This is a genomic window from Streptomyces sp. NPDC017520, assembly GCF_044329855.1.
Lineage (GTDB): Bacteria > Actinomycetota > Actinomycetes > Streptomycetales > Streptomycetaceae > Streptomyces.
In genome coordinates this window covers 33314-45255 of the sequence record NZ_JBIRKB010000013.1, presented here as the reverse complement: position 1 = coordinate 45255, position 11942 = coordinate 33314, and the positions used below count along the sequence as shown (strand labels likewise).

At 72.9% G+C, this 11942-nt stretch carries 9 protein-coding genes; 6 read left to right on the top strand and 3 right to left on the bottom strand.

What is annotated here, in order from left to right; translation table 11 throughout:
- Positions 1-4 precede the first annotated feature (4 nt).
- A complete protein-coding gene (gene sucD / locus ACH4KB_RS27365) occupies positions 5-889 on the top strand; it encodes a succinate--CoA ligase subunit alpha (RefSeq protein ID WP_018955930.1) in 885 nt (294 codons plus the stop codon).
- A 188-nt stretch (positions 890-1077) separates the two neighbouring features.
- On the opposite strand, the gene ACH4KB_RS27360 is transcribed toward sucD, so the two are convergent.
- On the bottom strand, positions 1078-2433 hold the full coding sequence (locus ACH4KB_RS27360) for a helix-turn-helix domain-containing protein (RefSeq protein WP_398068548.1): 1356 nt from the start codon (positions 2431-2433) through the stop codon (positions 1078-1080).
- Positions 2434-2559: 126 nt separating this feature from the next.
- On the opposite strand from ACH4KB_RS27360, the gene ACH4KB_RS27355 reads away from it, so the two are divergent.
- Positions 2560-4521 (top strand): DUF6350 family protein, encoded by a 1962-nt coding sequence (locus tag ACH4KB_RS27355; protein ID WP_398068649.1) that lies wholly within the window; start codon positions 2560-2562, stop codon positions 4519-4521.
- Here ACH4KB_RS27355 and ACH4KB_RS27350 read toward each other — a convergent pair.
- The gene (locus ACH4KB_RS27350) at positions 4511-5494 is read right to left on the bottom strand and encodes a hypothetical protein (protein WP_398068547.1); all 984 of its coding nucleotides are present in this window, start codon (positions 5492-5494) and stop codon (positions 4511-4513) included. The genes ACH4KB_RS27355 and ACH4KB_RS27350 overlap by 11 nt on opposite strands.
- A gap of 305 nt (positions 5495-5799) precedes the next feature.
- Between ACH4KB_RS27350 and purN the strand changes: the two genes are divergently transcribed.
- The 3 genes from purN (at position 5800) to ACH4KB_RS27335 (ending at position 9691) form a co-directional block, all read left to right on the top strand.
- Positions 5800-6456: a phosphoribosylglycinamide formyltransferase gene (gene purN / locus ACH4KB_RS27345; protein WP_398068546.1), complete on the top strand. Its 657-nt coding sequence runs from the start codon at positions 5800-5802 to the stop codon at positions 6454-6456.
- On the top strand, positions 6443-7996 hold the full coding sequence (gene purH, locus ACH4KB_RS27340) for a bifunctional phosphoribosylaminoimidazolecarboxamide formyltransferase/IMP cyclohydrolase (protein ID WP_398068545.1): 1554 nt from the start codon (positions 6443-6445) through the stop codon (positions 7994-7996). Before purN ends, purH begins: the two co-directional genes overlap by 14 nt.
- 150 nt (positions 7997-8146) lie before the next feature.
- Entirely contained in the window at positions 8147-9691 is a 1545-nt protein-coding gene (locus ACH4KB_RS27335; protein WP_398068544.1) for a DUF2079 domain-containing protein, read from the top strand.
- A gap of 131 nt (positions 9692-9822) precedes the next feature.
- Here the strand turns inward: ACH4KB_RS27335 and ACH4KB_RS27330 are convergent, their stop codons facing one another.
- Positions 9823-10461, bottom strand: a complete 639-nt coding sequence (locus tag ACH4KB_RS27330) for an RDD family protein (RefSeq protein ID WP_398068543.1) — start codon at positions 10459-10461, stop codon at positions 9823-9825.
- A 221-nt stretch (positions 10462-10682) separates the two neighbouring features.
- Between ACH4KB_RS27330 and ACH4KB_RS27325 the strand changes: the two genes are divergently transcribed.
- Entirely contained in the window at positions 10683-11564 is an 882-nt protein-coding gene (locus tag ACH4KB_RS27325) for a bifunctional methylenetetrahydrofolate dehydrogenase/methenyltetrahydrofolate cyclohydrolase (protein WP_215107657.1), read from the top strand.
- The last annotated feature ends 378 nt before the right edge of the window (positions 11565-11942 follow it).

The window sequence follows — 11942 nt, the reverse complement described above, 5'->3', positions numbered from 1 at the left end:
CACCATGGCTATCTTCCTCACCAAGGACAGCAAGGTCATCGTCCAGGGGATGACCGGCGCGACGGGCATGAAGCACACCAAGCTCATGCTCGCCGACGGCACCAACATCGTCGGCGGCGTGAACCCGCGCAAGGCCGGCACCTCCGTCGACTTCGACGGCACCGAGGTACCGGTCTTCGGCTCCGTCGCCGAGGCGATGGAGAAGACCGGCGCGAACGTGTCCGTCCTCTTCGTGCCGCCGGCCTTCTCGAAGGCCGCCGTCGTCGAGGCGATCGACGCGGAGATCCCGCTCGCCGTCGTGATCACCGAGGGCATCGCCGTCCACGACTCGGCCGCCTTCTGGGCGTACGCCGGCGCGAAGGGCAACAAGACCCGGATCATCGGCCCGAACTGCCCGGGTCTCATCACCCCCGGCCAGTCCAACGCCGGCATCATCCCGGGCGACATCACCAAGCCCGGCCGTATCGGTCTCGTGTCGAAGTCCGGCACGCTGACCTACCAGATGATGTACGAGCTCCGTGACATCGGCTTCTCGTCCGCCGTCGGCATCGGTGGCGACCCGGTCATCGGCACCACGCACATCGACGCCCTCGCTGCGTTCGAGGCGGACCCGGAGACCGACCTCATCGTGATGATCGGCGAGATCGGCGGCGACGCCGAGGAGCGTGCCGCCGACTTCATCGCGAAGAACGTCACCAAGCCGGTCGTCGGTTACGTCGCGGGCTTCACCGCCCCGGAGGGCAAGACCATGGGCCACGCCGGCGCCATCGTCTCCGGCTCCTCGGGCACTGCCCAGGCGAAGAAGGAGGCCCTTGAGGCCGCCGGCGTCAAGGTCGGCAAGACGCCGACCGAGACCGCCAAGCTGGCACGCGAGATCCTCGGCGCCTGACGCAGTCGGTCAGGCGGCGGAGACACGCTGCGAACGGCCCGGGCCCGCACTCCCTGTCATGCAGGGGTGCGGGCCCGGGCCGTTCGCGTCCACGCCTGTCGTTCGCGTACACGCCTGTCGTCCGGGTGCGCGCCTGTCGTTTGCGTGCGCGCCTGTCGTCCGGGTGACGGCTCAGTCCGCGTGGCGGCTCACCGGAGCTGCGGAAGCAGCCGCTCCGGGCCGTGCGACAGCTGCTCGCGCAGCGACTTCTGGAGCTTCAGATCCTGGGCGGTGAGCTTCTGCGGACCACCGCGGGGCGGTACGCCCCCGACGCGCTCGGCGGGGGCGATCGGCGGCTCGTAGTGGGTGGGCGCGGTGTGCAGGGTCAGTCCGGTCACGGCGATGAGCAGCGCGACACCCGCGATGGCGGCCCGGGTCCATAGCCTGGCCCTGTCCTCGCTGCCGGTGCGCACGGCACGGGCCGGCTGCGGTACGGGTACGTGCTCGGCGCGCGCGAGCCCGCCCAGCCGGTCGTGCAGCAGGGCCGACTGCTCGGCGGGCGAGCCCGCGGCCGCGAGTTCGGGGAGCCGCTCGGCGACGGCGGCGCGGGCGGTCATCAGACGGCCCGCCGCAGCCGGGGTGCTGGCCTCCGTCTCGGCCGCGGTCTCCGGGAGGTCCAGGCCGACCCCGTCGTACAGGAGGAGCGTGCGCCGGTAGGCCGGGGGCAGGTCGAGCAGCGCGTCGAACAGCGCCTGTTTACCCGGTTCCGTGGGTGGGGCGTCGGGGTGTCGGTGCGCGCGGCGCAGCCGGTGCCAGGGGGACATCGCGTACTCGTACGCCGCCGCGCGCACCCAGCCGGCCGGGTCGCGGTCGACGGCCACCTCCGGCCAGCGGTGCCAGGCCAGTTGGAAGGCACGCTCGACGGACTCGGCGGCCAGGGCGCGGCGGCCGGTCAGCAGATAGGCCTGCCGGACGAGGCCGGGGGCGGTCCGGGCGTACAGCTCGTCGAACGCCTCGGCGGGGGAGAGACGCCGCTCGCCGGCCGCCTCCGTGCCCACCTCCCTCTTCTCTTCCGCCTCCCCCTCCGCCGCCGTGTCCGCCACCACCACCGGCACCTGTGCCTCCGGAGGGGCGTCGGGAGGGGCTTCGGGTGGGTGCCCCTGCGTTGCCACAGCCACAGCCACAGCCACAGGCACACCCACAGGCACACCCACAGGCACGGGCGCAGCCACACCCACACCCGCAGGCACAGCCACACCCACACCCGCAGGCACAGGCGCAGCCGCTGGTGGCGTCGTGGTGGGCGCCTCCGGTTCGGGGGTGGGCGCCGCCGGTTCGGGGGTGGGCGCCGCCAGTTCGGGGGCGATGAGCTTCGCGTACAGCGCGCGCTTGCGTCCGCGCGGGCTCGTGCGCCCCGTCTCCCAGGAGCGCACGGTGGCGCGCGTGACGCCGACCGCCGCCGCTACCTGCTCCTCGCTCAGCGATTTCGCCTCGCGCAGTCTGCGGCGCTCCTTGGGGGAGGGCAGCTGCGGTGCGGCGGCCTCGTCGGTCGTGCTCCGGGTCATGGACGACCCCCGGCAGCGCCGCACTGAGTGAAAAAGTACATAAACGTATATTGGGCGACACAACGGCTGTTCGCGCGTTACGCGGAATAAGCGCGTGTCGTTGGCAGCATGGGCCGCGTGACCCAGATGACGGAACGCAGCCCGAAGGCGACGGCCGAGCGGAACCGCACCCTGGCCCTGGCCTCCGCCCTGGTGCGGGGAGCCGTCGCCGCCGGGCTCGGCCTCGGGTCGCTGACGGTACTGGTCATGGTGTTGTGGATCAGCTCCCCGTATCCCGACAGCGGGCCGGGCGGTGCGCTGCGCGCGGCGGCCGGGGTCTGGCTGCTCGCGCACGGCGCGGGACTCGTGCGGCCCGACACCCTGAGCGGCGTTCCCGCCCCTGTGTCCATCGTGCCGCTGCTGCTCGTGGTGGGCCCGGTCTGGCTGGCGCACCGCGCTGCGCGCGATGCGGCGGAGCCGGAGGAGGGGCGGCCCAGGCCTTCGCAGGCGGGCGCGTTCTGCGCGGTGACCGCGGGATACCTCCTGGTTGTGGCGGGGGCGGCGGCCGGTGCGCGGGGCGGTTCGCTGCGCCCGGACCCGGACACGCTGGTGTTCCCGGTGGCGCTGGTGGTGGCCGGTGCCGCGGCGGCCGGGGTGTGGACGGCGGCCGGCCGGCCGCTCGGACCCCTGCCGTCCTGGTCTCCCCTGGTACTTCAGGAGGCGATCGCGCGGACGCTCTTCCGGGACCGGGCCAAGGCGGCGTGCCGGTCGGCGGCGGCGGGCGTGACGGTGCTGCTCGGGGGTGGTGCGCTGCTGGTCGCGGTGGCGCTCGGCCGGAACGCGGGGGCGGCGCAGGACGCGTTCCTGGGGCTCGCGGGCGACTGGTCGGGACGGTTCGCCGTGCTCCTGCTGGCCGCCTCGCTCGTGCCGAACGCCGCACTGTGGGGAGCTTCGTACGGTCTCGGGCCCGGCTTCTCGCTCGGTACGGGAGCCACCGCCACCCCGCTGGGCCTCGACGGGACTCCGGCGGCGCCCCATTTCCCCCTGCTGGCGGCCGTGCCGGACCAGGGGCCGGGCTCCTTGCTGAGCGGGGCGGCCCTGGCGGTGCCGGTGGCCGCCGCGCTGGCGGTCGCCTGGTTCACCGCCCGCAGGGCCGCGCCCGCCGACGCGCCCCGTGCTCAGGCGTGGAGCCGGCGCGAGACGGTGCTGGTGACGCTGTTCGCCGCGCTGGCCTGCGGTGCCGTGACGGGGCTGCTCATGGCGGTGGCCGGCGGGCCGCTCGGCACCGGGGCGCTGAGGGAGTTCGGCCCGGTGTGGTGGCTGGCCGGGCCGGCGGCACTGGCGTGGACCGCGGGCATCGGCGTACCGGCGGTCCTGCTCCTGCGGCTGTGGCGCCTGCGCACCCCGGGCTGGGCCTGGCGCAGGGACGTACCGGAAGCGGGCGAGGCCCCGGTGACAGCGCCGACGCCGACGCCGACAAATGCGACGGCGAAAGCGACCGCGCCCGACGAGAAGGCGGTGGCGGAGGCGCAGGCCGCCATCGGGCGTCCGCGCCGCTGGTGGGCGCCGTGGCGCGGGCGGGGAAGGGCGGCGGGCGCGTCCGGCGGCGCGGCGCAGGGCGGTTCCGCGGCACCCGCCGCGTCCGCCGTTCCGGCCCCCGGGACGGGACCCGAAACGGACTCCGCCGATCTGTTCGGCGGGGCCGGGCCGGGGGTGGGGAGGGCGGACGCGGGGTTCGAGCCGTACGACTTCCTGCCGACAGACCCGTACCACGAGAAGAACCGGCACGAGAAGAACCGGCACGAGAAGGACCGGCACGAGAAGGACCGGCACGAGAAAGACCGGCACGAGAAAGACCGGCACGAGAAAGACTGGCATGAGAAAGACTTCAGGGAGGCCCGTTGGGCCTCCCTGAAGCGAGGGTCCGGCGGCCTGATGGCCGACTTCCCCGCTGGTCCTGCTGGTCCTGCTGGTCCTGCTGGTCCCGCCGACCCCGCGGACCCCGCGGACCCCGCTGGTCAGGCCGGCCCCGCCGATTCTGCTGATGCCGCCGGTTTCGCCGCGGGCCGTCCCGCGCCGGAAGCGGACCGCCCGGGGCCTACTCCTTGACGCCGAAGAACGGCTCCAGCGGCTTCGGCAACTGGTCGTTGCAGGACAGCGCGCCCGTCTTGGTCAGGGCGTCGTTCACGCAGGTGTAGTAGTCGCGGTAGACGAGCTGCACGGTGAACGTGGTCGCCACGATGAGCAGCGCCAGCAGGGCGGTCACCAGTCCGCTCACCGCCGCCGTGGTCTGTTGCCGGCTGCTGACGTTCGGCGGCGCGGCGGGCGTGGGTGCGGTGGGCGAGGCTCCGGAGACATCGCCCGCCGTGGCCCCCGTGCCGCTCCCGGTCCCCGCTGCGGTCCCCGACGCTCCCGTGCCGCCCGCCGCCGTGCGGTCCGTGGCTGAGGCGCTCTTCATCGGGGTGCGGAGCGCGCTGATCGCCCAGTACGTCGAGAGCGCGCCCAGAAGGAGGGCGAGCTCCGAGAGGTCGAAGAGGGCGAAGAAGAAGGCCCACATACCGCCGAGCACCGCGTAGCGGGCGCGCCGCTGTGCGGGGTCCGTGGGGTCCCAGCGCAGTCCGCCCGGACCGCCGCGTTCGGGTCCGCCCTTGCCTCCCGGGCCGCCGGAGCCGTTCCCGCCGGGGCGGCCGCCGAAGCCGCCGTTGCCCCGGCCGGGCTGTTTGCTGCTCCACTGGCTGCCCCACGACGGGCGGCCCCCGGCGGAGCCGTCCCCGTCGGGCCCACCGTTCCCGTCCGAACCGTTCGTTCCCTCCGACCCGTCGGACCCGGCGGGGCGGCGCGGCTGCCACGGCTGGTCCGGGCGGTCCACGGGCGGCGCGGCGAACGGGTTGTCCTCCTGGGGCTTCGCGGCGGAGCCGGAGGCCGGCGCGGACCCCGAGGAGGAATCCGGCGAGGAGTGACCCGAGGACGAGGAGCCCGGGGACGAGGAGTCCGGCGAAGAGGGCAAACCTTCCCGCATCAGGGGAGCGGACCGCTCGGGCAGGGGGAGGCGGAAGTCGGTGCGACGGCGTCGGTCCGGCATGTGGTGAACGTCTTCCCCATCTCGTCATGTCCGCCCGTGGGACGGACGGTTCGTCCGCCCGTAGGACGGTTCGTCCGCCCGGTGGACGGTTCGTCCGCCCGGTGGACGGCTCGCTGTCCCCTGACGCTACCTCCCGGTCACGCCCCCGTCCCGTGGGGGCCGTCGGGTGTGCCGGTATCGTTGCTGACGGTCGGCCCGTTCGTAGGGTTCCCCGTATCGGGCGAAGCGATACTTTCGTACGACCCTACAAAGAGCAGGCCGCATCTGCGTCACCCTGCGGTCATCACGTGAGAAAGGGCCCCGACGTGGCCTCCCCGCCCCCCTCCGCCTCTCCTGCCCGGCTGGTCGTGCTGGTCTCCGGATCCGGTACGAATCTCCAGGCTCTGCTCGACGCCATCGGCGACGACCCGGCGGCGTACGGGGCACGGATCGTCGCCGTCGGCGCGGACCGCGACGGGACCGGTGGCGTGGAGCGCGCGGAGCGGGCCGGAATCCCCACGTTCGTGTGCAAGCTCAAGGACCACGTGACCCGCGCCGAGTGGGACGAGGCGCTCGCCGCACAGGTCGCCGCGCACCGCCCGGACCTCGTCGTGTCCGCCGGTTTCATGAAGATCGTCGGTCCGGCGTTCCTCGCCGCGTTCGGCGGCCGGACCGTCAACACCCACCCCGCCCTGCTGCCCGGTTTCCCCGGCGCCCACGGAGTGCGTGACGCACTCGCGTACGGCGTCAAGGTCACGGGCTGCACCGTCCACTTCGTCGACGACGGCGTCGACACCGGTCCGATCATCGCGCAGGGCGTGGTCGAGGTGACCGAGGAGGACACCCCGGAGGGCGAAGCCGCCCTTCACGAACGCATCAAGGAAGTCGAGCGCTCGCTGCTCGTCGAGGCCGTGGGGCGGATCGCCCGTGACGGCTATCGCATTGAGGGACGAAAGGTTCATCTCGGTCATGTCGGTGAATAAGCCCATCCGCCGCGCCCTGGTCAGTGTCTACGACAAGACGGGGCTCGAAGACCTCGCCCGCGGTCTGCACGAGGCGGGCGTCGAACTCGTCTCCACCGGCTCCACCGCCGGGAAGATCGCCGCCGCCGGCGTTCCGGTCACCAAGGTCGAGGAGCTCACCGGCTTCCCCGAGTGCCTGGACGGCCGCGTCAAGACGCTGCACCCCCGCGTCCACGCCGGCATCCTCGCCGACCTCCGTCTCGACTCCCACCGCGAGCAGCTCGCCGAACTCGGCGTCGAGCCGTTCGACCTGGTCGTGGTGAACCTCTACCCGTTCAAGGAGACCGTCGCCTCGGGCGCCTCCGACGACGAGTGCGTCGAGCAGATCGACATCGGCGGCCCCTCGATGGTCCGCGCCGCCGCCAAGAACCACCCCTCGGTCGCCGTCGTCACCAGCCCCGAGCGGTACGCCGACGTCCTCGCTGCCGTCCAGGCCGGCGGCTTCGACCTCGCCGCCCGCGCCCGGCTCGCCGGCGAGGCCTTCCAGCACACCGCCGCCTACGACGTGGCCGTCGCCTCCTGGTTCGCGGACGGCTACGCGGCCGCCGACGACTCGGGTCTCCCCGCGTTCCTCGGCGACACCTACACGCGCAAGAACGTCCTGCGCTACGGCGAGAACCCGCACCAGCCCGCCGCGCTCTACACCTCCGGCGACGGCGGTCTCGCCGAGGCCGAGCAGCTGCACGGCAAGGAGATGTCCTACAACAACTACACGGACACCGACGCCGCCCGCCGAGCCGCCTACGACCACGCCGAGCCGTGCGTCGCGATCATCAAGCACGCCAATCCGTGCGGCATCGCCATCGCCGACGACGTCGCCACGGCGCACCGCAACGCGCACGCCTGCGACCCGGCCTCGGCCTTCGGCGGGATCATCGCTGTCAACCGCCCGGTGACCGTCGAGATGGCCGAGCAGGTCGCGGAGATCTTCACCGAGGTCATCGTCGCCCCGGCCTACGAGGACGGCGCCGTCGAGGTGCTGGCCCGCAAGAAGAACATCCGCGTGCTGCGCGCTCCCGAGGCGCCGACCGCCGCGTTCGAGGTGAAGTCGATCGACGGCGGTGCGCTGCTCCAGGTCGCCGACCGCCTCCAGGCCGATGGCGACGACCCGGCCAACTGGACGCTCGCCACCGGCGACGCGCTCTCCGAGGCCGAGCTGAAGGAGCTGGCCTTCGCCTGGAAGGCGAGCCGCGCCGTCAAGTCCAACGCGATCCTGCTCGCCAAGGGCGGCGCCTCGGTCGGCGTCGGCATGGGCCAGGTCAACCGGGTCGACTCCGCGAAGCTCGCCGTCGAGCGGGCGGGCGCGGAGCGGGCAGCCGGTTCGTACGCCGCGTCCGACGCGTTCTTCCCGTTCCCCGACGGTCTGGAGATCCTTACGGCCGCCGGCGTCAAGGCCGTCGCCCAGCCCGGCGGGTCCGTCCGCGACGAGCTGGTGATCGAGGCCGCGAAGAAGGCCGGCGTGACCATGTACTTCACGGGCACGCGCCACTTCTTCCACTGACCGACCCAGCGGTCGCCCCGGTGGCCGCACCCCGTCCCAGGGGTGCGGCCACCGCCGTGTCCGTCGTACGGAATCCGCTCGCCGCTCTGTTCTAATGACACGGCCGTGGCCAACCCACGGCCGTACCCATCCCCAGCGGGAGCAGCCACCGTGCTTGAGCTGAACAAGAGTGGAACGGACGACCGGCCGGGACCGGGCCGCCTGCCCGCCCAGGACCCGGGGCCCGACGCCGCCCCGGGCACCCGCCCGGCCGGCGACGCCCCGAGCGCGGCAGACGCCGCCACCGAACGCGTGCCCCTGCGCCCGTACGTCGTCGCCGGCGCGATCCTGTGCGCGCTCTACTTCCTCTACGCGTACTTCCAGTACAGCCGCTTCGGCTCGCCCTCCTGGGACCTGGGGATCTTCGAGCAGGAGGTCCGGGCGTACGCCGGGTTCGACGCCCCGGTCGTCGACATCAAGGGCCCCGGCTATCTGATCCTCGGCGACCACTTCTCCCCGATCGTGGCGCTGTTGGCCCCGCTGTACTGGCTCTGGCCGTCGGCCGAGTCCCTGCTGTTCGCGCAGGCCGCGCTGTTCGCGCTGGGAGCGGTCATCGTCGGCCGTACCACCCAGCAGCTCCTCGGCGGGCGCTCGGGGCTCTGCGTCACCGTCGCGTACGGGCTCTCCTGGGGCATCCAGGAAGCGGTGAAGGCCGACTTCCACGAGATCGCGTTCGCCGTACCGCTGCTGGCCCTCGTCTGCCGGGCCCTGCTCCTGGAGCGGTACACGGCCGCGCTCCTGTGGTCGCTCCCCCTGGTCCTGGTCAAGGAGGACCTGGGCGCCACCGTGGCGGTCGTCGGCTTCCTGCTCTTCGTGTACGGCCGCCGCCTCCAGGGCGCGCTGCTCGCCGCCTTCGGGGTCGCCGCCTTCGTCGTCACGCTCATGGTCCTCATCCCGGCGGCCAGCAGCGCGGGCACCTACGACTACTGGCAGAAGATCGACAAGAACGGTGAGCAGGACGTCTCGATGCTGGACTCCGTCCTCGGCGTCCTCAACTCCTCCGTCAAGATCGAGATGCTGGTCTTCCTGATCGGCATCACCGCGTTCATGGCGCTGCGTTCACCGCTCACGCTGCTGATCGTTCCCACGCTCGGCTGGCGGCTGCTCTCGCAGGACAGCAACCACTGGGGCATGGTCTGGCACTACAGCGCGATCCTCATGCCGGTGCTCTTCCTCGCGCTGGCCGACGGCGTCCGCCGCAGCCGCGCCTCGCACCGGCCCTGGCTCGCCTCGTACGCGAAGGTAGCCGTGCCCGTCGCCGCCGCGATCGCCGTCGCGATGACCCAGCACCTGCCGCTGCGCGACCTGCTGCGCCCGGAGACCTACCGCACCGACGACGCCCGCAGCCAGGCCGCCCGGGCGGCGCTCGACGCCATCCCGGCCGGGGCGCGGGTCGAGACGGACATCACGCTGATGGCCCACCTCACCTCCGACCGCACCGTCTACTGGATCGGCGGAGCCCCGGGCACCGCACCCGACATCGTCGCCATCAACCTGGACTTCGGCTGGTCCCGTCCGATCCAGGACCCGGTGGCGTACGCCCAGCAGCTGCACCCCGAGGCGTCCTACCGGCTCAAGCACCGGGGCGGCAGCTTCGTGGTGATGGAGCGCACGTCACCGGAGCCGGCGGAGATCCCGAGGGCCCGGGGGGACTGACAGCGTCCCGGCAGGGCCGACAGCGGCGGCCCCGGGCCCGTACGCGCGAAGGCCGCACCCGTTCGCCGGGAGCGGCCTTCGCACGTGCGAGGTGCTGCGGTTGATCCACCTGATCAGGTGGATCACGTTGATCAGTTGGCCTTGACGACCACCGACGAGCAGACCTTGTCCGCGAACGTCTGCTTCTTCGCGTCCCACAGCGGCCACAGGAAGCCGATGTAGCAGGGGGAGTCGAGGATGTGGGCCAGGCGGCGCACGAAGGCCATGCCGAAGCCCAGCGGGCGGCCGTCGGCCTCGCGCAGCAGGCGGATGCCCACGGCCTTCTTGCCGATCGTCTGACCGGTGGTGCCCTCCTGGTACACCTGCCAGATGCCGAAGCCGCAGGCCAGGAGAGCGCCGATCATGATCATGACGCCGCCGGCCGAGTCGCCCATGGCGCCGCCGATGGCGAAGAAGAGGATGTACGGGATGAAGATGATGAGCCCGTCGATGATGGTCCCGCCGAAGCGCAGGCCCCAGTGGGCCAGTTCCGGCATGCCGCCCTGGCCGGGCTGCTGCGGGTAGCCGCCGCCGTAGGGCTGGCCGGGCTGCTGCGGGTAGCCGGGCTGCTGGGGATACCCCGGCTGCTGCTGCGGGTAGCCGTAGCCCTGCGGCGGGACACCCTGCGGAGCCTGCTGCGGGTAGCCGTAACCGGGCTGTCCCTGCGGCGGGCCCTGGGGCGGCTGGCCGGGCTGCTGCCCGTACGGGTTGTTCGGGTCGCCGAAGCTCATAAGGGGTGTTCCTTCAACAGGCGTGTGGGGACGAGATGGCCACACGGAGGAAGGACATCGATCAGCGGCCCGCCCCCCCGTACAACCGCGTCCCTCATCGTTATAAGCAGAACATATGTTTGTCCAGTCCGGAGCCCCGGAAGTTGTGCAAGTGCAATGTCCGGTACGGGGGCGGCACCGGCAATTGGTATGCGGGCGGGGTCATCCGCGAGGATGGGCGCATGACTGCCCAGATTCTCGATGGCAAGGCCACCGCTGCCGCGATCAAATCCGATCTGACCGTCCGTGTGGCGGCCCTCAAGGCCCAGGGGATCACTCCCGGCCTCGGAACCCTGCTCGTCGGGGACGACCCGGGCAGCCGGTGGTACGTCAACGGCAAGCACCGTGACTGCGCCCAGGTCGGCATCGGCTCCATCCAGCGCGAACTTCCCGACACCGCCACGCAGGAGGAGATCGAGGACGTCGTCCGGGAGCTCAACGCCAACCCCGAGTGCACCGGCTACATCGTCCAGCTGCCGCTGCCCAAGGGCATCGACACCAACCGGATCCTGGAGCTGATGGACCCGGAGAAGGACGCCGACGGGCTGCACCCGATGAGCCTCGGCCGTCTCGTCCTCAACGAGACCGGCCCGCTGCCCTGCACCCCGCAGGGCGTCGTCCAGCTACTGCGCGCGCACGGCGTGGAGATCAACGGGGCGCACGTCGTGGTCGTCGGACGCGGTGTCACCATCGGCCGGTCGATCCCGCTGCTGCTGACCCGCAAGTCGGAGAACGCCACGGTGACCCAGTGCCACACCGGCACCCGGGACCTCTCCTCCCACCTGCGGCAGGCCGACATCATCGTCGCCGCCGCCGGGGTCCAGCACCTGATCAAGCCGGAGGACGTGAAGCCGGGCGCGGCCGTGCTCGACGTCGGCGTCAGCCGGGACGCGGACGGCAAGATCGTCGGCGATGTGCACCCCGGGGTCCGTGAGGTGGCCGCCTGGGTCGCCCCGAACCCCGGGGGCGTCGGCCCGATGACCCGCGCGCAGCTGCTGGTCAACGTGGTCGAGGCCGCCGAGCGGGCCGCCGCCGAGGCCGCCGACGCCGCGGCAACGGGCTGACGGCCGGATCCGGAGGGAACCCCATGGGTGCTGGCACGAGTCCGGCCGACCCCGCCCCGGCCGGCCGGGCGGGGGACGAGCCGCGCGAAGCGGACGAGCGGGAAGAGCGGGACGGGCCCACCGGGTCCACCGGGTCCACCGGGTCCCCCGGGTCCACCGGGTCCACCGGGTCCACCGGGTCCCCCGGGTCCACCGGGTCCACCGGGTCCACCGGGTCCACCGGGTCCACCGGGTCCCCCGGGTCCACCGGGTCCACCGGGTCCACCGGGTCCACCGGGTCCCCCGGGTCCCCCGGGTCCCCCGGGTCCCCCGGGTCCCCCGGGTCCCCCGGGTCCCCCGGGTCCCCCGGGTCCCCCGGGTCCCCCGGGTCCCCCGGGG